At 62.2% G+C, this 18,351-nt stretch carries 30 protein-coding genes; 29 read left to right on the top strand and 1 reads right to left on the bottom strand.

What is annotated here, in order from left to right; all coding sequences use genetic code 11:
- Positions 1-21 precede the first annotated feature (21 nt).
- The 29 genes from tuf to rplQ all read left to right on the top strand — a co-directional run bounded on the left by tuf (position 22) and on the right by rplQ (position 15,118).
- Entirely contained in the window at positions 22-1,215 is a 1,194-nt protein-coding gene (gene tuf, locus RM463_RS15725; RefSeq protein ID WP_195689212.1) for an elongation factor Tu, read from the top strand.
- A 163-nt stretch (positions 1,216-1,378) separates the two neighbouring features.
- Complete coding sequence (gene rpsJ / locus RM463_RS15730) at positions 1,379-1,690, top strand: 30S ribosomal protein S10 (protein WP_021819602.1); 312 nt, start codon at positions 1,379-1,381, stop codon at positions 1,688-1,690.
- Positions 1,691-1,839: 149 nt separating this feature from the next.
- Positions 1,840-2,478 carry a 50S ribosomal protein L3 gene (gene rplC / locus RM463_RS15735; protein ID WP_132044089.1) on the top strand — a complete coding sequence of 213 codons (639 nt, stop codon included), beginning with the start codon at positions 1,840-1,842 and terminating at the stop codon, positions 2,476-2,478.
- A 14-nt stretch (positions 2,479-2,492) separates the two neighbouring features.
- Entirely contained in the window at positions 2,493-3,098 is a 606-nt protein-coding gene (gene rplD, locus RM463_RS15740; RefSeq protein WP_195689213.1) for a 50S ribosomal protein L4, read from the top strand.
- Positions 3,095-3,391 carry a 50S ribosomal protein L23 gene (gene rplW / locus RM463_RS15745; protein WP_132044093.1) on the top strand — a complete coding sequence of 99 codons (297 nt, stop codon included), beginning with the start codon at positions 3,095-3,097 and terminating at the stop codon, positions 3,389-3,391. The genes rplD and rplW overlap by 4 nt, the downstream gene beginning before the upstream one ends.
- A gap of 17 nt (positions 3,392-3,408) precedes the next feature.
- Positions 3,409-4,236, top strand: coding sequence for a 50S ribosomal protein L2 (rplB, locus tag RM463_RS15750; protein WP_132044095.1), 828 nt, complete (start codon positions 3,409-3,411; stop codon positions 4,234-4,236).
- A gap of 22 nt (positions 4,237-4,258) precedes the next feature.
- Entirely contained in the window at positions 4,259-4,534 is a 276-nt protein-coding gene (gene rpsS, locus RM463_RS15755; protein WP_084286553.1) for a 30S ribosomal protein S19, read from the top strand.
- Between the two features lie 18 nt (positions 4,535-4,552).
- Entirely contained in the window at positions 4,553-4,885 is a 333-nt protein-coding gene (gene rplV, locus RM463_RS15760) for a 50S ribosomal protein L22 (protein ID WP_027962354.1), read from the top strand.
- Between the two features lie 11 nt (positions 4,886-4,896).
- On the top strand, positions 4,897-5,595 hold the full coding sequence (rpsC, locus tag RM463_RS15765) for a 30S ribosomal protein S3 (RefSeq protein ID WP_132044097.1): 699 nt from the start codon (positions 4,897-4,899) through the stop codon (positions 5,593-5,595).
- 15 nt (positions 5,596-5,610) lie between these two features.
- A complete protein-coding gene (gene rplP, locus RM463_RS15770) occupies positions 5,611-6,024 on the top strand; it encodes a 50S ribosomal protein L16 (protein WP_023007545.1) in 414 nt (137 codons plus the stop codon).
- Positions 6,024-6,215 (top strand): 50S ribosomal protein L29, encoded by a 192-nt coding sequence (gene rpmC / locus RM463_RS15775; protein WP_023007544.1) that lies wholly within the window; start codon positions 6,024-6,026, stop codon positions 6,213-6,215. The genes rplP and rpmC overlap by 1 nt, the downstream gene beginning before the upstream one ends.
- A 1-nt stretch (position 6,216) precedes the next feature.
- Positions 6,217-6,477 (top strand): 30S ribosomal protein S17, encoded by a 261-nt coding sequence (gene rpsQ / locus RM463_RS15780; protein WP_132044203.1) that lies wholly within the window; start codon positions 6,217-6,219, stop codon positions 6,475-6,477.
- Positions 6,478-6,515: 38 nt separating this feature from the next.
- On the top strand, positions 6,516-6,887 hold the full coding sequence (gene rplN, locus RM463_RS15785) for a 50S ribosomal protein L14 (RefSeq protein WP_027962358.1): 372 nt from the start codon (positions 6,516-6,518) through the stop codon (positions 6,885-6,887).
- Between the two features lie 14 nt (positions 6,888-6,901).
- Entirely contained in the window at positions 6,902-7,216 is a 315-nt protein-coding gene (rplX, locus tag RM463_RS15790; RefSeq protein ID WP_040183125.1) for a 50S ribosomal protein L24, read from the top strand.
- Between the two features lie 18 nt (positions 7,217-7,234).
- On the top strand, positions 7,235-7,774 hold the full coding sequence (gene rplE / locus RM463_RS15795; RefSeq protein WP_132044101.1) for a 50S ribosomal protein L5: 540 nt from the start codon (positions 7,235-7,237) through the stop codon (positions 7,772-7,774).
- 10 nt (positions 7,775-7,784) lie between these two features.
- The gene (gene rpsN, locus RM463_RS15800; protein ID WP_132044103.1) at positions 7,785-8,090 is read left to right on the top strand and encodes a 30S ribosomal protein S14; all 306 of its coding nucleotides are present in this window, start codon (positions 7,785-7,787) and stop codon (positions 8,088-8,090) included.
- Positions 8,091-8,119: 29 nt separating this feature from the next.
- Complete coding sequence (gene rpsH / locus RM463_RS15805) at positions 8,120-8,512, top strand: 30S ribosomal protein S8 (protein ID WP_195689214.1); 393 nt, start codon at positions 8,120-8,122, stop codon at positions 8,510-8,512.
- A gap of 9 nt (positions 8,513-8,521) precedes the next feature.
- On the top strand, positions 8,522-9,052 hold the full coding sequence (gene rplF / locus RM463_RS15810; RefSeq protein WP_132044107.1) for a 50S ribosomal protein L6: 531 nt from the start codon (positions 8,522-8,524) through the stop codon (positions 9,050-9,052).
- A 9-nt stretch (positions 9,053-9,061) separates the two neighbouring features.
- Complete coding sequence (gene rplR, locus RM463_RS15815) at positions 9,062-9,412, top strand: 50S ribosomal protein L18 (protein WP_027962364.1); 351 nt, start codon at positions 9,062-9,064, stop codon at positions 9,410-9,412.
- Positions 9,413-9,423: 11 nt separating this feature from the next.
- On the top strand, positions 9,424-9,924 hold the full coding sequence (gene rpsE / locus RM463_RS15820; protein ID WP_027962365.1) for a 30S ribosomal protein S5: 501 nt from the start codon (positions 9,424-9,426) through the stop codon (positions 9,922-9,924).
- Between the two features lie 5 nt (positions 9,925-9,929).
- On the top strand, positions 9,930-10,112 hold the full coding sequence (gene rpmD, locus RM463_RS15825; protein WP_132044109.1) for a 50S ribosomal protein L30: 183 nt from the start codon (positions 9,930-9,932) through the stop codon (positions 10,110-10,112).
- Between the two features lie 3 nt (positions 10,113-10,115).
- Positions 10,116-10,550, top strand: coding sequence for a 50S ribosomal protein L15 (gene rplO, locus RM463_RS15830; RefSeq protein ID WP_132044111.1), 435 nt, complete (start codon positions 10,116-10,118; stop codon positions 10,548-10,550).
- A complete protein-coding gene (gene secY / locus RM463_RS15835; RefSeq protein ID WP_132044113.1) occupies positions 10,551-11,882 on the top strand; it encodes a preprotein translocase subunit SecY in 1,332 nt (443 codons plus the stop codon).
- Between the two features lie 72 nt (positions 11,883-11,954).
- Positions 11,955-12,068 (top strand): 50S ribosomal protein L36, encoded by a 114-nt coding sequence (rpmJ, locus tag RM463_RS15840; protein WP_031384759.1) that lies wholly within the window; start codon positions 11,955-11,957, stop codon positions 12,066-12,068.
- 126 nt (positions 12,069-12,194) lie between these two features.
- Positions 12,195-12,551: a 30S ribosomal protein S13 gene (rpsM, locus tag RM463_RS15845; protein WP_161430190.1), complete on the top strand. Its 357-nt coding sequence runs from the start codon at positions 12,195-12,197 to the stop codon at positions 12,549-12,551.
- Between the two features lie 39 nt (positions 12,552-12,590).
- A complete protein-coding gene (rpsK, locus tag RM463_RS15850) occupies positions 12,591-12,977 on the top strand; it encodes a 30S ribosomal protein S11 (RefSeq protein WP_132044117.1) in 387 nt (128 codons plus the stop codon).
- Positions 12,978-12,989: 12 nt separating this feature from the next.
- On the top strand, positions 12,990-13,610 hold the full coding sequence (rpsD, locus tag RM463_RS15855) for a 30S ribosomal protein S4 (protein ID WP_132044119.1): 621 nt from the start codon (positions 12,990-12,992) through the stop codon (positions 13,608-13,610).
- Between the two features lie 86 nt (positions 13,611-13,696).
- Complete coding sequence (locus RM463_RS15860; RefSeq protein ID WP_195689215.1) at positions 13,697-14,695, top strand: DNA-directed RNA polymerase subunit alpha; 999 nt, start codon at positions 13,697-13,699, stop codon at positions 14,693-14,695.
- A 39-nt stretch (positions 14,696-14,734) separates the two neighbouring features.
- Positions 14,735-15,118 (top strand): 50S ribosomal protein L17, encoded by a 384-nt coding sequence (rplQ, locus tag RM463_RS15865; protein ID WP_132044123.1) that lies wholly within the window; start codon positions 14,735-14,737, stop codon positions 15,116-15,118.
- A gap of 233 nt (positions 15,119-15,351) precedes the next feature.
- Here rplQ and uvrA read toward each other — a convergent pair whose 3' ends face one another.
- Complete coding sequence (gene uvrA / locus RM463_RS15870) at positions 15,352-18,213, bottom strand: excinuclease ABC subunit UvrA (RefSeq protein WP_195689216.1); 2,862 nt, start codon at positions 18,211-18,213, stop codon at positions 15,352-15,354.
- Positions 18,214-18,351: the final 138 nt, after the last annotated feature.

Below are 18,351 nucleotides of genomic sequence, written 5' to 3' on the forward strand. Positions count from 1 at the left end.
TAACGTAAAGAGGTTATAGCAGTGGCTAAGGAAAAATTTGAGCGTTCCAAACCGCACGTCAACGTCGGTACCATCGGTCACGTCGACCACGGCAAGACCACTCTGACTGCGGCCCTGACCCGTGTTTCCGCCGAGGTGTTCGGTGGTGACTGGAGCGAGTTCGACGCCATCGACAACGCTCCCGAAGAGCGTGAGCGTGGCATCACCATCGCCACCTCTCACGTCGAGTACCAGTCCGAAGCGCGCCACTACGCGCACGTCGACTGCCCGGGGCACGCCGACTACGTCAAGAACATGATCACCGGTGCCGCCCAGATGGACGGCGCTATCCTGGTCTGTTCCGCTGCCGACGGCCCCATGCCGCAGACTCGCGAGCACATCCTGCTGTCTCGTCAGGTTGGCGTTCCGTTCATCGTCGTGTTCCTGAACAAGGCCGACATGGTCGACGACGAAGAGCTGCTCGAGCTGGTCGAGATGGAAGTTCGTGAGCTCCTCGACGAGTACGACTTCCCGGGTGACGACACTCCGATCATCACCGGCTCTGCCCTGATGGCGCTGGAAGGCAAGGATGACAACGGCATGGGTACCACCGCCGTTGCCAACCTGATCAAGGCCCTGGACGACTACATCCCGGAGCCGGAGCGTGCCATCGATCAGCCGTTCCTGATGCCGATCGAGGACGTGTTCTCCATCTCCGGTCGCGGCACCGTGGTCACCGGTCGTGTCGAGCGCGGTATCGTCAAGGCTGGCGAGGAAGTCGAGATCGTCGGTATCAAGGACACCGTCAAGACCGTCGTTACCGGCGTCGAGATGTTCCGCAAGCTGCTCGACGAGGGTCGTGCCGGTGAGAACGTCGGCGCCCTGCTGCGTGGCACCAAGCGTGACGACGTCGAGCGTGGTCAGGTTCTGGCCAAGCCGGGCACCATCACCCCGCACACCAAGTTCGAGGCCGAGGTGTACGTGCTGTCCAAGGACGAGGGTGGTCGTCACACTCCGTTCTTCAAGGGCTACCGTCCGCAGTTCTACTTCCGTACCACCGACATCACCGGTACCTGTGAGCTGCCGGAAGGCGTCGAGATGGTCATGCCGGGCGACAACGTCAAGATGGTGGTCAGCCTGATCGCGCCGATCGCCATGGACGACGGCCTGCGCTTCGCCATCCGTGAAGGCGGTCGTACCGTCGGCGCTGGCGTCGTGGCCAAGATCGTCGAGTAAGCATCGCGCTGCTTGAATGATCAGAAGGGGCTCCAGGAGGAGCCCCTTTGCTGTTCATCGTCAACGAGTGTTTGACTCTCGTTTTCGGTGTGCCTATAATGCGCATCCTTTGAATGCGTGGGTTGACGGCTCGCGCCGTCAGAATCCATTGGAGTTAGGGCAAATGCAGAACCAGAAGATTCGCATTCGGTTGAAGGCCTTCGACCATCGCCTGATCGACCAGTCCGCTGCGGAGATTGTCGAAACCGCCAAGCGTACCGGCGCCCAGGTTCGTGGACCGATTCCTCTGCCGACCAACCGCGAGCGCTACACCGTGCTGATCTCGCCGCATGTCAACAAGGACGCGCGTGACCAGTACGAGATCCGCACTCACAAGCGCGTGCTCGATATCGTCGAGCCGACGGAGAAGACCGTCGATGCCCTGATGAAGCTCGATCTCGCCGCCGGCGTGGACGTGCAGATCAAGCTCGACTGATTATTACACTAGACACCGCGGCCCAGCGTTCGACAATTCGCTCGAGCAGCAGCCGCCGCGCCGTGAGGCGCCACACAACGTGCTAGTGGAATGCTCTGGAAAGGGCAGCCATAGCGGGTGATAGCCCCGTACACTATAGGAGACTGAGAATGACTATCGGTTTAGTCGGCAAGAAGGCCGGGATGACCCGTGTCTTCACCGAAGACGGCGCTTCCGTGCCCGTAACCGTGATCGAGGTTGAGCCTAATCGCGTCACTCGCGTCAAGACCGTCGAAAGCGACGGCTACGCGGCGATTCAGGTGACAACTGGCTCCCGCAAGGCCAAACACCTGTCGAAGGCCCAGGCTGGGCAGTTCGCCAAGGCAGGTATCGAGGCCGGTCGTTCGCTGATGGAGTTTCGCCTGGCAGAAGGCGATGAGGCTCCGGAAGTGGGCGGCGAACTCACCGTATCCCTCTTCGAAGCTGGTCAATCGATCGATGTGACCGGCAGCTCCAAGGGCAAGGGTTTCCAGGGCGCAGTCAAGCGCTGGAACTTCCGCACCCAGGACAACAGCCACGGTAACTCCCTGGCCCACCGCGCGCCGGGCTCCATCGGCATGTGCCAGACCCCTGGACGAGTGTTCAAGGGCAAGAAAATGGCTGGCCAGATGGGCAACGTGCGTTGCACCGTCCAGAGTCTTGAAGTCGTCCGCGTCGATGCTGAGCGTAATCTGCTGCTGGTCAAGGGCGCCGTGCCCGGTGCCACCGGTAGTGACGTTATCGTGCGCAGCGCCGTGAAAGCTGGCTGAAGGGGAATCTACCGATGAATCTGAATCTTGCTGCCGGCGCCGGCACCGTCGACGTGTCTGACGCCACCTTTGGCAAAGAATTCAATGAAGCGCTCGTGCACCAGGTCGTCACCGCCTATCTGGCCGGTGGTCGTCAGGGTACCCGCGCTCAGAAGAACCGTTCCGACGTGCGTGGCGGCGGCAAGAAGCCGTGGCGTCAGAAGGGCACCGGTCGTGCCCGTGCCGGTACCATCCGCTCGCCGATCTGGCGCAGTGGCGGTGTGACCTTTGCGGCTCGTCCCCAGGACTACACCCAGAAGGTCAACCGCAAGATGTACCGTGCGGCGATGCGCTCGATCCTCTCCGAGCTGGTGCGCCAGGAACGCCTGGTGGCCGTCGAGGAGTTCGCCGTCGACGCTCCGAAGACCAAGCAGCTGGTCGCCAAGCTCAACGAGCTGGGTCTGGAGAAGGTGCTGATCGTCACCGAAGAAGTCGATGAGAACCTCTACCTGGCCGCCCGCAACATCCCCAACGTGGATGTGGTCGATGTGGCCGCCGCCGATCCGGTGAGCCTGGTCGCCTTCGACAAGGTGCTGGCCACCGTCTCCGCCCTCCGTAAATTCGAGGAGAAGCTGGCATGAACCAGGAACGTGTATTCAAGGTGCTGCTCGGCCCGCACGTGACCGAGAAGGCCGCCATGGCTGCTGAACGCAACCAGTACGTGTTCAAGGTGGCCAGCGACGCGACCAAGCCCGAGATCAAGAAAGCCGTCGAGGCTCTGTTCGGCAAGAAGGTCGACCGCGTTCAAGCGCTGAACGTCAAGGGCAAGACCAAGCGCACCGCGCAGGGTCTGGGTCACCGCAAGGGGTATCGCAAGGCCTACGTCACGTTGGCCGCCGGCGAGACCCTTGAAGACTTCTCTGGCGCCGAATAAGGGCAGGAGTACGGACAATGGCAATCGTCAAGACTAAACCCACATCCGCCGGTCGTCGCCACCTTGTAAAGGTCGTGAACAGCGAGCTCCACAAGGGTGCACCCTACGCGCCTCTGCTCGAGAAGCAGTCGCGCAATGGCGGACGTAACAACAACGGTCGTATCACTACCCGTCACGTGGGCGGTGGTCACCGTCAGCACTACCGGATCATCGACTTCAAGCGCACCAAGGATGGCGTTCCGGCCATCGTTGAGCGTCTCGAGTACGATCCGAACCGTAGCGCCAACATCGCGCTGCTGAAGTATCTCGATGGCGAGCGTCGCTACATCCTGGCGCCCAAGGGCGTGAGCGCCGGCGACCGTCTCGAGTCCGGCGTCAACGCGGCCATCAAGAAGGGCAACGCTCTTCCGCTGCGTAACATTCCGCTGGGTTCCACCGTGCACTGCATCGAGCTCAAGCCCGGCAAGGGCGGCCAGATCGCTCGTAGCGCCGGTACCAGCGCCCAGCTGGTCGCTCGTGAGGGCAACTATGCCACCCTGCGTCTGCGCTCCGGCGAGATGCGCAAGGTGCTGAGCGAGTGCCGCGCGACCCTGGGAGAAGTGGGCAATTCAGAGCACAGCCTGCGTCAGCTTGGCAAGGCCGGTGCGAAGCGCTGGAAAGGTGTGCGTCCGACCGTTCGCGGCGTGGCCATGAACCCGGTGGATCACCCGCACGGTGGCGGTGAAGGCCGCACCAGCGGTGGTCGTCATCCGGTGACTCCGTGGGGCGTTCCCACCAAGGGCCACAAGACCCGCAAGAACAAGCGCACCGATGCGCTGATCGTTCGTCGCCGCAAGGCCAAGTAACACACTTTAAGAGGTAACGGCTGTGCCACGTTCACTGAAGAAAGGTCCCTTTATTGACCTTCATCTGCTGAAGAAGGTCGAGGCTGCTGTGGAGAAGAGTGACCGCAAACCGATCAAGACCTGGTCGCGTCGCTCCATGATCCTGCCCAACATGGTAGGACTCACCATCGCAGTCCATAACGGTCGCCAACACGTCCCGGTGCATGTCTCCGAGGAAATGGTTGGCCACAAACTGGGCGAATTCGCTGCTACCCGCCTCTATCGCGGTCATGCGGCGGACAAGAAAGCCAAACGGTAAGCCAGAGAGGATTGAGAGATGGAAGTCACAGCTAAGCTGCGTGGCGCTCGTTTATCCGCCCAGAAGGCCCGTTTGGTGGCTGACCAGGTGCGCGATAAGCCGGTCGCCGAGGCGCTGGACCTGCTGACCTTCTCACCGAAGAAGGCTGCCAAGCTGGTCAAGAAAGTGCTGCAGTCCGCCATCGCGAACGCGGAAGAAAACAACGGCATGGATATCGACGAGCTGCGTGTCTCGACCATCTGCGTCGATGAGGGCATGACGCTCAAGCGTATCAAGCCGCGTGCCAAGGGCCGCGCGGATCGTATCTTGAAGCGCACCTGCCACATCACCGTCAAGGTAGCCGAGAAGTAGGAGTCGACCAGATGGGTCAGAAAGTCAATCCAACAGGCATCCGCCTGGGTATCGTCAAAGACCATACCTCGGTGTGGTACGCCGAGCGCGGCGCCTATGCCGACAAGCTGAACAGCGACCTCGCGGTGCGCAGCTTCCTGGAAGAGCGTCTCAAGAACGCCTCCGTGAGCCGCATCACCATCGAGCGTCCGGCCAACAACGCGCGCATCACCATTCACACTGCCCGTCCGGGCATCGTGATTGGCAAGAAGGGCGAGGACGTCGACCGTCTGCGCCGCGAGCTGACCGCGATGATGGGCGTGCCCGTGCACGTCAATATCGAGGAAGTTCGCAAGCCCGAGCTGGATGCCATGCTCGTGGCCCAGAACATCGCCGGCCAGCTCGAGCGCCGCGTGATGTTCCGTCGTGCCATGAAGCGCTCCGTGCAGAACGCCATGCGCCTGGGCGCCGGCGGCATCAAGGTGTCGCTCTCCGGTCGTCTCGGCGGCGCGGAAATCGCCCGTACCGAGTGGTACCGGGAAGGTCGTGTTCCGCTGCACACGCTGCGCGCCGACATCGACTACGCCGCCTACGAGGCCAAGACCACCTACGGCATCATCGGTGTCAAGGTTTGGGTCTTCAAGGGTGAAATCCTCGGGGGCATCGAGGAGGTCCGCGCCAAGGCTAAGCAGCCGCAGGCCGCGCCCTCCAAGAAGAAAGGTTCCAGGTAAGGGGAGAGCGAGTCGATGTTACAACCCAAGCGTATGAAGTTCCGCAAGATGCAGAAGGGCCGCAACCGTGGCCTGGCGCATCGCGGAAGCAAGGTAAGCTTCGGCGAATACGGCCTCAAGGCGACTGGCCGTGGTCGTATCACCGCCCGTCAGATCGAAGCCGGTCGTCGTGCGATCACCCGTCACGTCAAGCGTGGTGGCAAGATCTGGATTCGGGTGTTCCCGGACAAGCCGATCTCCAAGAAGCCCCTCGAAGTCCGTATGGGTAAGGGGAAGGGTTCCGTCGAGTACTGGGTCGCGCAGATTCAGCCCGGTCGGATCCTCTACGAGATCGAAGGCGTGTCCGAGGAGCTGGCACGCGAGGCCTTTGGCCTGGCGGCGCAGAAGTTCCCGGTTTCCACCACCTTTGTGAAACGGACGGTGATGTGATGAAAGCCCAGGAAATCCGTGAAAAGTCAGTCGACGAGCTGAACGATCAGCTCCTCGAACTCCTCCGCGAGCAGTTCAACCTGCGCATGCAGAAGGCCACTGGCCAACTCAGCCAGACGCACCTGCTCAAGCAGGTTCGTCGGGACATCGCCCGGGTGAAGACTGTGCTCAACGAGAAGGCAGGTGACTGAGATGGCCGAAGAGAAGAAAACCCGTACGCTCACCGGCAAGGTGGTGAGCGACAAGATGGACAAGTCCATCGTCGTGATGATCGAGCGCCGTGAGCGGCACCCGATCTACGGCAAGTACGTTAAGCGCTCCACCAAGCTCCACGCCCATGACGAGGCGAACCAGGCGAAGGCCGGTGATACGGTCTCCATCCAGGAGTGCCGTCCGCTGTCCAAGACCAAGTCCTGGACGCTGGTCGAGGTGGTCGAGCAGGCCAAGGGCTAACCCTACACCTGCTGTCAGATTAGGTTTGGAGAAAACCGATGATTCAGACTCAGACAATGCTGGACGTCGCCGATAATAGTGGAGCGCGCCGGGTGCAGTGCATCAAGGTGCTGGGCGGTTCACATCGCCGCTATGCCCACGTTGGCGACATCATCAAGGTCACGGTGAAAGAAGCCATTCCGCGTGGCAAGGTCAAGAAAGGCCAGGTCCTCAAGGCGGTGGTGGTTCGCACCCGCAGCGGTGTCCGTCGTTCCGACGGCTCGCTGATTCGCTTCGACGGAAATGCGGCGGTTCTGTTGAACAACACCAATGATCAGCCGATCGGCACCCGTATCTTCGGGCCGGTGACCCGTGAGCTTCGTAACGAGAAGTTCATGAAGATCATTTCCTTGGCGCCTGAAGTGCTGTAAGGAGCGAGGCGAATATGCAAAAGATCAAACGTGACGATGAAGTCATCGTCATCGCCGGCAAGGACAAGGGCAAGCGCGGCACCGTCAAGCGGGTTCTCGAAAACCGCTTCGTGGTGTCCGGTGTGAACATGATCAAGCGTCACACCAAGCCCAATCCCATGGCGGGTAATCAAGGCGGTATCGTCGAGCGCGAGGCTCCGATTCACGCGTCCAACGTGGCCATCTTCAACCAGGAGACCGGAAAGGCAGATCGCGTCGGCTTCCAGGTTCAGGAAGACGGTACCAAGGTACGTATCTACAAGTCGACGCAGTCGCAGATCGACGCCTAACGCGAGTCGGGTAGCATAATGGCGAACTTGAAAGAACGTTATCAGAACGAGGTGGTGGCTCAACTCAAAGAGCAGTTCAGCTACGCCAACGTGATGCAGGTGCCGCGAGTCACCAAGGTGACTCTGAATATGGGCATCGGCGAAGCGACCAGCGATAAAAAGCTGATCGACAACGCTATCGGCGACCTGGAGAAGCTCTCCGGTCAGAAGCCGGTGGTAACCAAGGCACGCAAGTCCATCGCGGGCTTCAAGGTGCGTGAAGGCTGGCCGATCGGGATCAAGGTGACCCTGCGCTCCGAGCGCATGTGGGACTTCCTCGATCGCCTGGTGAATATCGCGATCCCCCGCGTTCGTGACTTCCGTGGTCTCAACCCGAAGTCCTTCGACGGTCGTGGCAACTACTCCATGGGGGTGCGTGAGCAGATCATCTTCCCGGAACTCGAGTATGATAAGATCGACCGGATTCGTGGTCTGGATGTCACCATCACCACCACCGCCAACACCGATGATGAAGGTCGTGCGCTGCTGAGCGCGCTGAACTTCCCGTTCAAGAAATAAGGGTGGGATCATGGCAAAGAAAAGCATGGTAGAGCGTGAGCTCAAGCGCGCCAAGCTGGTGGAGAAGTACTCCGCCAAGCGTGCCGAGCTCAAGGCGATCATCCAGGACGCGAACGCTTCCGACGAAGAGCGCTTCGAGGCTACGCTGAAGCTTCAGCAGCTGCCGCGCGACTCCAGCCCGGTGCGTCAGCGTAACCGCTGCCGTATCACTGGTCGTCCGCACGGCTTCTACAACAAGTTCGGTCTCGGCCGCAACAAGCTTCGTGAAGCCGCCATGCGTGGCGATGTTCCCGGACTCAAGAAGTCCAGCTGGTAAGCCACGCAAGAATCAGGAGCGCAACGTAAATGAGCATGCAAGACACTCTGGCGGATATGTTTACCCGTATCCGCAATGCGCAAATGGCCACCAAGGAGACGGTCACCATGCCGTCTTCCCGCCTCAAGGTTGAGGTGGCCCGCGTATTGAAGGAAGAGGGTTACATCAACGACTTCGCGGTGTCCGAAAGCGCCAAGCCGGAGCTGGCCGTGACCCTCAAGTATTTCGAGGGCAAGCCGGTCATCGAGCACATCCAGCGAGTTTCCAAGCCCTCCCTGCGCCAGTACAAGGGCAAGGACGCGCTGCCGAAAGTCGCCGAGGGCCTGGGTATCGCTATCGTCACCACCTCCAACGGGGTGATGACCGATCGCGCGGCTCGCAAGGCCGGTGTCGGTGGCGAAGTCATCTGCACCGTATTCTAGGAGTTTGGAATGTCCCGCGTAGCCAAATATCCAGTAAAAGTGCCCGCTGGCGTCGAGATCAAGATCGACGGTGACCAGCTGACCGCCAAGGGCGGCCAGGGCACGCTGTCAATGACCATCCACCACGACGTGGTGGTAGGTCAGGAAGAGGGTCAGCTGACCTTCGCCCCCAGCGAGTCTGCCAAGACCTGGGCCATGGCCGGTACCACCCGCGCCCTGGTGCAGAACCTGGTGACCGGGGTAAGCGAAGGCTTCACCAAGTCCCTCGAAATCATCGGCGTCGGTTATCGTGCCCAGGCCAAGGGCCAGACGCTCAATCTGTCACTAGGCTTCTCGCACCCGGTCGAGTATACGCTGCCTGAGGGTGTCTCCGCGGAAACGCCGAAGAACACCCAGATCGTGCTGAAGAGCGCGGACAAGCAGAAGCTCGGCCATGTGGCCGCGGAAATCCGCGCCTTCCGTCCGCCCGAGCCCTACAAGGGCAAGGGTGTCAGGTACGCCGACGAGCAGGTGCGTCGCAAAGAAGCCAAGAAGAAGTAAGGCAGGGTTATGAACGCGAAGAAAGAATCTCGTCTCCGTCGTGCCCGCCGCGCTCGCGCCAAGATCCGCGAGCTGGGCGTGTATCGCCTGTGCGTCAACCGTACCCCGCGTCACATCTACGCGCAGATTATCTCGCCGGATGGTGGCAAGGTGCTGGCCAGCGCCTCTACGCTGGACAAGGTCCTGCGTGAGGGTGCTACCGGCAACGCTGACGCCGCCGCCAAGGTTGGCGAACTGATTGCCGAGCGCGCCAAGCAAGCGGGCATCACCCAGGTAGCCTTCGACCGCGCCGGTTTCAAGTACCACGGCCGCGTCAAGGCCCTGGCCGACGCCGCTCGTGAAGGCGGCCTGGAATTCTAAAGGGTTTTACGATGGCGAAGAACGAACAGCAAAGCGGCGACCTCCAGGAGAAGCTGGTACAGGTCAACCGTGTTGCCAAGGTGGTCAAGGGTGGCCGTGTCTTCGGTTTCACCGCTCTGACCGTCGTGGGCGACGGCAAGGGTCGTGTCGGCTTCGGTCGCGGCAAGGCACGTGAAGTGCCGGTCGCTATCCAGAAGGCGATGGACCAGGCGCGTCGCAACATGGTCAAGGTGCACCTCTCCGGCGGCACCCTGCAGTACCCGATCAAGGCCCGTCACGGTGCCTCCAAGGTGTACATGCAGCCCGCCTCCGAGGGTACCGGCGTTATCGCCGGCGGTGCCATGCGCTCCGTGCTGGAGCTGGCCGGCGTCCATGACGTCCTGGCCAAGTGCTACGGCTCCACCAACCCGGTGAACGTGGTACGGGCGACCGTCAAGGGCCTGAGCGCCATTCAGTCGCCGGAAGACATCGCCGCCAAGCGCGGTATGCCTGTCGAAGCGATCACGGGGTGAGCACCATGGCAGCAACGATCAAGGTTACCCAGACCCGCAGCACCATCGGCGTGCTGGCCAAGCACAAGGCCACCATTCAGGGCCTCGGCCTGCGCCGCATCGGTCACACGGTCGAACTGGAAGATACCCCCGCCGTACGCGGCATGATTCACAAGGTTAACTACCTTGTGCGCGTTGAGGGAGAGTAATCCATGAAACTCAATAGCCTGAGCCCGGCACCGGGTTCCAAGCACGCCGAAAAGCGTGTCGGTCGTGGCATCGGCTCCGGTCTGGGCAAGACCGGCGGCCGTGGCCACAAGGGCCTCAAGTCGCGCAGCGGCGGTAGCGTCAAGCCCGGCTTCGAGGGCGGTCAGATGCCGCTCCAGCGGCGTCTGCCGAAGTTCGGCTTCACCTCCGCGAAGTCGCTGGTTTCCGAGGAAGTGCGCCTGGCCGAGCTGGCCAAGGTCGCCGGTGACGAAGTCACCCTCGAGACCCTCAAGCAGGCCAACGTGCTGAAGGACGCCACGCTGCACGCGAAGGTGATCCTCTCCGGCGATCTGAACAAGGCGGTTACGGTTCGCGGTCTCAAGGTCACCAAGGGTGCCCGTGCCGCGATCGAAGCCGCCGGTGGCAAGGTAGAGGACTAAATGGCGAAGTCAGGAAAAATGCCGGCGATGGGCAGCGGTCTAGGTGAACTGTGGGCGCGTCTGCGCTTCGTGCTCCTCGCCATCGTGGTGTACCGCATCGGTGCCCACATCCCCGTGCCCGGTATGAATCCTGACCAGCTTGCTGCCTTGTTCAGGGAGCAGCAGGGTACCATCCTTGGCATGTTCAACATGTTCTCGGGTGGCGCCCTGGAGCGCATGAGCATCTTCGCCCTGGGCATCATGCCCTATATCTCGGCGTCGATTATCATGCAGCTGCTGACCGCGGTCTCGCCCCATCTTGAGCAGCTCAAGAAGGAAGGCGAGGCCGGGCGGCGCAAGATCAGCCAGTACACCCGCTACGGTACCGTTGCCCTGGCACTGGTACAGGCCACCGGCATGTCGGTGGGGCTGGCCAGCCAGGGCATCGCCTATACTGCCGACTTCAGCTTCTACTTCACCGCCATCGTCACGTTCGTGGGTGGTGCGGTATTCCTGATGTGGCTGGGTGAACAGATCACCGAGAAGGGGATCGGCAACGGCATCTCGCTGCTAATCTTCGCCGGTATCGTGGCGGGCCTGCCCGGCGCCGTCGGTCAGGCCTTCGAGCTGGCTCGCAACGAAGGGGCGTGGAACGTCCTGCCGCTGCTGGCACTCACTGCCCTGGGCGTTGCTACCGTGGCCTTCGTGGTGTTCATCGAGCGCGGTCAGCGCCGCATCACCGTGAACTACCCGCGTCGTCAGGTCGGCAACAAGATGTATGCTGGTCAGAGCAGCTATCTGCCGTTGAAGGTGAACATGGCGGGCGTCATTCCGCCGATCTTTGCCTCCAGCATCCTGCTGTTCCCGGCCTCGCTGGGGCAGTGGGTCGGTGCCGGTGACGGTCTCGACTGGCTGCAGCGTGCGTCCCAGGCCCTCGGCCCGGGTCAGCCGCTGTACATCTTGCTTTTTGCCGCTGCGGTGGTATTCTTCTGCTTCTTTTACACAGCGCTGGTCTTCAATCCCAAGGACGTCGCCGACAACCTCAAGAAGTCGGGTGCCTTCCTGCCGGGGATTCGCCCTGGCGAGCAGACGGCTCGCTACGTCGACAAGGTCATGACTCGTCTGACCCTGTTTGGCGCCTTGTACATCACTGCGGTTTCCCTGATGCCCCAGTTCCTGATCGTGGCGTGGAACGTGCCGTTCTTCTTTGGCGGTACCTCGCTGCTGATCGTGGTGGTGGTCATCATGGACTTCATGGGTCAGGTGCAGTCGCACCTCATGTCGCACCAGTACGAGTCGGTGATGAAGAAGTCCAACCTGAAAGGCTACGGCGGCGGCGGCATCATGCGCTGAGGCGCCGTTCGTCGAACTGGCGCGTTGCGGCCCGCAAGGGCCGCCTCGCTAGCCGACTTTGGAGATGGAACGATGAAAGTTCGAGCTTCCGTGAAGAAAATGTGCCGCAACTGCAAGATCATCCGTCGCAATGGCGCCGTCCGCGTCATCTGCACGGAGCCGCGGCACAAGCAGCGTCAGGGTTGATCCTGGCGACTGCGCTGAACCGGGTGCCGGCATGCCCCCTTGCCCTGAGCAGGGTAAAGGGGTATGCTGTTGCGCCTTTTGTAGTAGACCCAACGAGCAAGCCGCTCACATATTCGGAGTAAGCTGATGGCCCGTATTGCAGGCGTCAATATCCCGGACAACAAGCATGCGGCGATCTCGCTGACCTATATCTTCGGGATTGGCCGCACTCGTGCACAGGATATCTGTGCCGCGTCCGGCATCGCGCCGACCACCAAGATCCAGGAACTGTCATCTGAAGAGATCGACACCCTGCGTTCCGAAGTCGGCAAGTATACCGTTGAAGGTGACCTTCGTCGTGATGTGACGCTGAATATCAAGCGTCTCATGGACCTGGGTTGCTACCGTGGTCTGCGTCATCGTCGTGGTCTTCCGCTGCGTGGTCAGCGTACCAAGACCAATGCGCGTACCCGCAAGGGCCCGCGTAAGCCGATCCGCAAATAACACGCACGTTCTGGCGTAAAGACAGGAAGAATCATCAACATGGCTAACCCGCGTAGCAATCGCAAGAAGGTTAAAAAGCAGGTGGTGGATGCCGTCGCGCATATCCACGCCTCTTTTAACAACACGATCATTACGATCACAGACCGCCAGGGCAATGCCCTTTCCTGGGCAACTGCCGGTGGTTCGGGTTTTCGTGGTTCTCGCAAGAGCACCCCGTTCGCTGCTCAAGTGGCAAGCGAGCGTGCAGCGACCGCTGCAGCCGAGTATGGTGTGAAAAACGTCGACGTGCTGGTCAAGGGCCCCGGTCCTGGCCGTGAATCCGCCGTGCGCGCACTCAACGCCGCCGGCTTCCGCGTGCAGAGCATCATTGACGCGACGCCCATTCCCCACAATGGCTGCCGTCCGCCGAAGAAACGCCGCGTTTAAGGAGACAGATTCATGGCTCGTTACATTGGACCGAAGTGCAAACTGTCTCGTCGTGAGGGGACCGACCTCTTTCTGAAGAGCGGTGTCACTCCCTTCGAGAAGAAGTGCAAATCCGAGCAGATTCCGGGTGTGCACGGCCAGCGCCGTCAGCGTATTTCCGAATACGGCTTGCAGCTTCGCGAGAAGCAGAAAGTACGTCGCATGTATGGCGTACTCGAGAAGCAGTTCCGCAACTACTACAAGGAAGCGGCCCGTCTCAAGGGCGCGACCGGCGAAGTGTTGCTGCAGCTTCTCGAATCCCGACTGGACAACGTCGTCTACCGCATGGGCTACGGCTCGACCCGCTCCGAGGCTCGGCAGCTGGTCAGCCACAAGGCCATCGCCGTGAATGGCAAGACCGTCAACGTGGCTTCCTATCAGGTCAAGCCCGGCGATGTGGTCTCCGTTCGCGAGAAGGCGAAGAATCAGGCGCGCATCCAGAACGCCCTGGCCCTGGCCGCCAACCGCGGCGACGTGGCCTGGATCGAGGTCGATGCCAAGAAGATGGAAGGCACTTTCAAGGCGCTGCCCGAGCGTGGCGACCTGACTGCCGACATCAACGAGGCCCTGATCGTCGAGCTGTACTCCAAGTAAGCGGTGCCAAGCGCCGTGCCTGCTCTCGGTAACGAGGGCAGGCCAAGAGTACCCAGTATCCGTTTGGCAGCCTGAAAGGTGTTCATATGCAGCGTTCAGTGACAGAGTTTCTTCGCCCGCGCGACATCAAGGTCGAAGAGATCAGTGCACACCACGCGAAGATCGTGCTCGAGCCCTTCGAGCGTGGCTTCGGCCACACGCTGGGCAACGCCTTGCGTCGCATCCTGCTCTCGTCCATGCCCGGCTGTGCCGTGGTAGAGGCCGAGATCGGCGGCGTCGAGCATGAGTACAGCGCGATCGAGGGCGTCCAGGAAGATGTCATCGAGATCCTCCTGAACCTCAAGGACGTGGCGATCAAGATGCATAGCCGCGACGAGGCGGTGCTCTCGCTGAACAAGCAGGGCCCGGCCGTCGTGACTGCGGGCGATATCGCCCTCGACCATGACGTCGAGATCATCAATCCCGACCACGTCATCGCCCACGTCAACGAGGGCGCCGAGCTGAAGATGCAGCTCAAGGTGGCGCGCGGCCGCGGCTATGAGCCGGCGGATGCACGTGTCGGTGCAGATGACGAGTCTCGCGCCATCGGCCGCCTGCAGCTGGATGCGACCTACAGCCCCGTCCGTCGTGTTTCCTACAGCGTCGAGGCCGCGCGTGTCGAACAGCGCACCGACCTCGACAAGCTGATCATCGACCTGGAAACCGACGGCACCCTGGATCCCGAAGAGGCGATCCGTCGCAGCGCGACCATCCTGCAGGATCAGCTGGCCGCGTTCGTCGATCTGGAAGCCGACAAGGAACAGGAAGTGGAGGAGGAAGAGGATCATATCGATCCGATCCTGCTGCGCCCCGTAGACGATCTCGAGTTGACCGTTCGCAGCGCCAACTGCCTGAAGGCCGAGAATATCTACTACATCGGCGATCTGATCCAGCGCACCGAGGTGGAGCTGCTCAAGACGCCGAACCTCGGCAAGAAGTCCCTGAACGAGATCAAGGACGTGCTGGCAGCACGCGGTCTTTCCCTGGGCATGCGGCTGGAAAACTGGCCGCCGGCAAGCCTGAAGGACGACAAGGCCTCCGCGTGAGCGCCGACTCGAGTCCCAGTTTGGTAAGGAATCACAACCATGCGTCATCGTAAAAGCGGTCGCCAGTTGAACCGTAACAGCTCGCATCGCCAGGCCATGTTCAAGAACATGAGCGTGTCGCTGATCGAGCACGAGGTCATCAAGACAACCCTGCCCAAGGCCAAGGAGCTGCGTCGCGTCATCGAGCCGCTGATCACTCTGGCCAAGCAGGACAGCGTCGCCAATCGTCGTCTGGCCTTCAGCCGCACCCGCTCCAAGGAAGCGGTCGGCAAGCTCTTCAATGAGCTGGGTCCGCGTTACGCCGAGCGTCCGGGCGGTTACGTCCGTATCCTCAAGTGCGGCTTCCGCACCGGCGACAACGCCCCCATGGCCTTCGTCGAGCTCGTCGACCGCCCGGTCGTCGAGGATGCCGACGAGGAGTGATCCTCGGGCCCCTGGGCCAGGCATACGCTGTAAAGAAAAACCGGCTCCCGCAAGGGGCCGGTTTTTTTCTTTGAGTGCCGAGCGTCGAGCTACAAGCGCCAAGCTGCTTGGGTCGGGCAGCGGGTGTGGTGGATGGCGTAAGGCAAGAAGAAACCCCGCAGACTCTCTGGTCGGCGGGGTTTCTCTTTTCACCGTGCTCTGTACTTGACCGTTTGGGCGCGCCCGGCTCGCTATCAGGCAGGGGTCTCGGATGCCGTCTTGTTGCTCCTGGCCCGCTCCAGCAGCGGCTTGAGGAAGCGTCCGGTGTGGGAGACCTCGCTGCGGGCCACCTGCTCCGGGGTGCCCTCGGCGATGATGCGTCCGCCGCCGGAGCCGCCCTCGGGACCCAGGTCGATCAGCCAGTCGGCGGTCTTGATCACGTCCAGATTGTGCTCGATGACCACGATGGTGTTGCCGTGGTCGCGCAGGCGATGGAGCACGCCGAGAAGCTGGCGGATATCCTCGAAGTGCAGGCCGGTGGTGGGCTCATCGAGGATATACAGCGTCTTGCCGGTGTCGCGTTTGGCCAGCTCCCGGGCGAGCTTGACCCGCTGGGCCTCGCCGCCGGAGAGGGTGGTGGCGCTCTGGCCCAGGCGGATATAGGAGAGGCCCACATCGAGCAGGGTCTGCAGGCGGCGGGCGATGGCCGGCACGGGGCTGAAGAACTCCAGGGCCTCCTCCACCGTCATCCCCAGCACCTCGTCGATGCTCTTGCCCTTGTACTCGATCTCCAGGGTCTCGCGGTTGTAGCGCTTGCCCTTGCAGACATCGCAGGGCACATAGATATCGGGCAGGAAGTGCATCTCGACCTTGATCATGCCCTCGCCCTGGCACGCCTCGCAGCGCCCCCCCTTGACGTTGAAGGAGAAGCGGCCGGGCTTGTAGCCCCGCGAGCGCGCCTCCTGGGTGCCGGCGAAGAGTTCGCGGATCGGCGTGAAGATCCCGGTGTAGGTGGCCGGGTTGGAGCGCGGGGTACGCCCGATGGGGCTCTGATCGATATCGATCACCTTGTCGAGATGATCGAGCCCCTCGATCTCATCGTGGGCCGAGGGCGTCAGGCTGGTGGCGTGGTTGAGCTCGCGGGCGGCGATGGGCATCAGGGTCGAGTTGATCAGCGTCGACTTGCCGGAGCCGGAGACGCCGGTGACGCACACGAACAGGCCCAGCGGCAGCTCCAGGGTGACATCCTGAAGGTTGTTGCCGCGGGCGCCTGAGAGGCGCAGTACCTTCTCCGGGTTGCCGGGGATGCGCCAGGGCGGGACCTCGATGCGCCGGGTGCCGGCCAGATACTGGCCGGTGAGCGAATCGGCGGTCGCGGTCACCTCCTCGGGGGTGCCCTGGGCGATGATCCGGCCGCCGTGAACGCCGGCTCCGGGGCCGATGTCGAGCACATGGTCGGCGGCACGGATGGCATCCTCGTCGTGCTCCACCACGATCACGGTGTTGCCCAGGTCGCGCAGCCGCTCGAGGGTCTGCAGCAGCCGGTCGTTGTCACGCTGGTGCAGGCCGATGGAGGGCTCATCGAGGATATACATCACTCCCACCAGGCCGGCGCCGATCTGGCTGGCCAGGCGGATACGCTGGGCCTCGCCGCCGGAGAGGGTCTCGGCGCTGCGCTCCAGATTGAGGTAGTCGAGACCGACGTTGACCAGGAACTCCAGGCGGGCATGGATCTCGTTGATGATCTTGGTGGCGATCTCACCGCGCCGGCCCGGCAGCTCGAGCTCCTGGAAGTAGTGCCAGGCCTCGCCGATGGGCAGGCGCACCATGTCGGGCAGGGAGCGCTCGTCGATAAAGACATGGCGCGACTCCTTGCGCAGTCGCGACCCGTCGCAGCCCGGGCAGGGCTGGAGCGCGATATAGCGTGCCAGCTCCTCGCGCACCATGTTCGACTCGGTCTCACGGTAGCGGCGCTGCAGGTTGGGCAGCACCCCCTCGAAGGGGTGTTCGCGACTCACCTTGCGGCCACGATCATTGACATAGTGGAAGGCGATATCGTCGTGACCGCTGCCGTAGAGAATCACCTCGCGCTCGTGGCGTGCCAGCTCCTGCCAGGGGGTCTCCAGGGTGAAGCGGTAGTGATCGGCCACCGCCTGGAGCTGATTGAAGTAGAAGACGCTGCGCCGGTCCCAGCCCTTGATCACGCCCTCGGCCAATGACAGTTCCGGGTGGCTGATCAGCTTGTCGGGATCGAAGACCTGCTGCACCCCCAGGCCATCGCAGGTCGAGCAGGCGCCGGCGGGGTTGTTGAAGGAGAACATGCGCGGCTCGAGCTCGGCGATCGAGTAGCCGCACACCGGACAGGCGAAGCGTGCCGAGAAGGCGATATCCTCCCGCTCGCCATCCATGAAGTGGACCATGGCGACGCCGTCCGCCAGGCCGAGGGCGGTCTCGAAGGACTCCGCCAGGCGCTGCTGCAGGCCGTCGCGAACCTTGATGCGGTCCACCACCACGCTGATATCGTGCTTGCGGGTCTTCTCCAGCGGGGCGATATCGTCGAGCTCCAGGACCTGGCCGTCGACCATCGCGCGCACGAAGCCCTGAGCGCGCAGCTCGGCGAGCAGCTGCAGGTGCTCGCCCTTGCGCCCCTTGACCACCGGGGCCAGCAGCATCAGCTTGCTGCCCTCGGGCAGTGCCAGCACCTGATCGACCATCTGCGAGACGGTCTGGGCCTCCAGGTCCTCGCCGTGTTCCGGGCAGCGTGGGGTGCCGGCCCGCGCGAACAGCAGGCGCAGGTAGTCGTAGATCTCGGTGATGGTGCCCACGGTTGAGCGCGGGTTATGGGAGGTGGACTTCTGTTCGATGGAGATCGCCGGCGACAGCCCCTCGATATGATCGACGTCGGGCTTCTCCATCATCGACAGGAACTGGCGGGCATAGGTGGAGAGCGACTCCACGTAGCGCCGCTGCCCCTCGGCATAGAGCGTATCGAAGGCCAGCGAGGACTTGCCCGAGCCGGATAGGCCGGTGACCACGATCAGCTTGTCGCGGGGCAGCTCGACGTCGATATTCTTCAGGTTGTGGGTGCGGGCACCCCTGACCAGAATCCTGTCCATTCCCACCTCATGAGCGCGGCAAAAGAGCGCGGCAAAAGGCCGATTATACGGGCCGGCTCCCGGCGGCGGCAAAGCGGGTTGGATGTCGACTTTCCCCGGCAGGTGGCAAACCGCTAGAATAGACGGTCAACTCCTGGG

It is taken from the genome of Halomonas sp. LES1, assembly GCF_031846005.1.
Lineage (GTDB): Bacteria > Pseudomonadota > Gammaproteobacteria > Pseudomonadales > Halomonadaceae > Halomonas.

What these genes read in the sequence shown, in the direction of transcription:
- rpsJ (WP_021819602.1), top strand. Translation starts at nt 1,379, where the DNA reads ATGCAGAACCAGAAGATTCGCATTCGGTTGAAGGCCTTCGACCATCGC.
- rplC (WP_132044089.1), top strand. Translation starts at nt 1,840, where the DNA reads ATGACTATCGGTTTAGTCGGCAAGAAGGCCGGGATGACCCGTGTCTTC.
- rplD (WP_195689213.1), top strand. Translation starts at nt 2,493, where the DNA reads ATGAATCTGAATCTTGCTGCCGGCGCCGGCACCGTCGACGTGTCTGAC.
- rplW (WP_132044093.1), top strand. Translation starts at nt 3,095, where the DNA reads ATGAACCAGGAACGTGTATTCAAGGTGCTGCTCGGCCCGCACGTGACC.
- rplB (WP_132044095.1), top strand. Translation starts at nt 3,409, where the DNA reads ATGGCAATCGTCAAGACTAAACCCACATCCGCCGGTCGTCGCCACCTT.
- rplV (WP_027962354.1), top strand. Translation starts at nt 4,553, where the DNA reads ATGGAAGTCACAGCTAAGCTGCGTGGCGCTCGTTTATCCGCCCAGAAG.
- rpsC (WP_132044097.1), top strand. Translation starts at nt 4,897, where the DNA reads ATGGGTCAGAAAGTCAATCCAACAGGCATCCGCCTGGGTATCGTCAAA.
- rplP (WP_023007545.1), top strand. Translation starts at nt 5,611, where the DNA reads ATGTTACAACCCAAGCGTATGAAGTTCCGCAAGATGCAGAAGGGCCGC.
- rpmC (WP_023007544.1), top strand. Translation starts at nt 6,024, where the DNA reads ATGAAAGCCCAGGAAATCCGTGAAAAGTCAGTCGACGAGCTGAACGAT.
- rpsQ (WP_132044203.1), top strand. Translation starts at nt 6,217, where the DNA reads ATGGCCGAAGAGAAGAAAACCCGTACGCTCACCGGCAAGGTGGTGAGC.
- rplN (WP_027962358.1), top strand. Translation starts at nt 6,516, where the DNA reads ATGATTCAGACTCAGACAATGCTGGACGTCGCCGATAATAGTGGAGCG.
- rplX (WP_040183125.1), top strand. Translation starts at nt 6,902, where the DNA reads ATGCAAAAGATCAAACGTGACGATGAAGTCATCGTCATCGCCGGCAAG.
- rplE (WP_132044101.1), top strand. Translation starts at nt 7,235, where the DNA reads ATGGCGAACTTGAAAGAACGTTATCAGAACGAGGTGGTGGCTCAACTC.
- rpsN (WP_132044103.1), top strand. Translation starts at nt 7,785, where the DNA reads ATGGCAAAGAAAAGCATGGTAGAGCGTGAGCTCAAGCGCGCCAAGCTG.
- rpsH (WP_195689214.1), top strand. Translation starts at nt 8,120, where the DNA reads ATGAGCATGCAAGACACTCTGGCGGATATGTTTACCCGTATCCGCAAT.
- rplF (WP_132044107.1), top strand. Translation starts at nt 8,522, where the DNA reads ATGTCCCGCGTAGCCAAATATCCAGTAAAAGTGCCCGCTGGCGTCGAG.
- rplR (WP_027962364.1), top strand. Translation starts at nt 9,062, where the DNA reads ATGAACGCGAAGAAAGAATCTCGTCTCCGTCGTGCCCGCCGCGCTCGC.
- rpsE (WP_027962365.1), top strand. Translation starts at nt 9,424, where the DNA reads ATGGCGAAGAACGAACAGCAAAGCGGCGACCTCCAGGAGAAGCTGGTA.
- rpmD (WP_132044109.1), top strand. Translation starts at nt 9,930, where the DNA reads ATGGCAGCAACGATCAAGGTTACCCAGACCCGCAGCACCATCGGCGTG.
- rplO (WP_132044111.1), top strand. Translation starts at nt 10,116, where the DNA reads ATGAAACTCAATAGCCTGAGCCCGGCACCGGGTTCCAAGCACGCCGAA.
- secY (WP_132044113.1), top strand. Translation starts at nt 10,551, where the DNA reads ATGGCGAAGTCAGGAAAAATGCCGGCGATGGGCAGCGGTCTAGGTGAA.
- rpmJ (WP_031384759.1), top strand. Translation starts at nt 11,955, where the DNA reads ATGAAAGTTCGAGCTTCCGTGAAGAAAATGTGCCGCAACTGCAAGATC.
- rpsM (WP_161430190.1), top strand. Translation starts at nt 12,195, where the DNA reads ATGGCCCGTATTGCAGGCGTCAATATCCCGGACAACAAGCATGCGGCG.
- rpsK (WP_132044117.1), top strand. Translation starts at nt 12,591, where the DNA reads ATGGCTAACCCGCGTAGCAATCGCAAGAAGGTTAAAAAGCAGGTGGTG.
- rpsD (WP_132044119.1), top strand. Translation starts at nt 12,990, where the DNA reads ATGGCTCGTTACATTGGACCGAAGTGCAAACTGTCTCGTCGTGAGGGG.
- RM463_RS15860 (WP_195689215.1), top strand. Translation starts at nt 13,697, where the DNA reads ATGCAGCGTTCAGTGACAGAGTTTCTTCGCCCGCGCGACATCAAGGTC.
- rplQ (WP_132044123.1), top strand. Translation starts at nt 14,735, where the DNA reads ATGCGTCATCGTAAAAGCGGTCGCCAGTTGAACCGTAACAGCTCGCAT.
- uvrA (WP_195689216.1), bottom strand. Translation starts at nt 18,213, where the DNA reads ATGGACAGGATTCTGGTCAGGGGTGCCCGCACCCACAACCTGAAGAAT.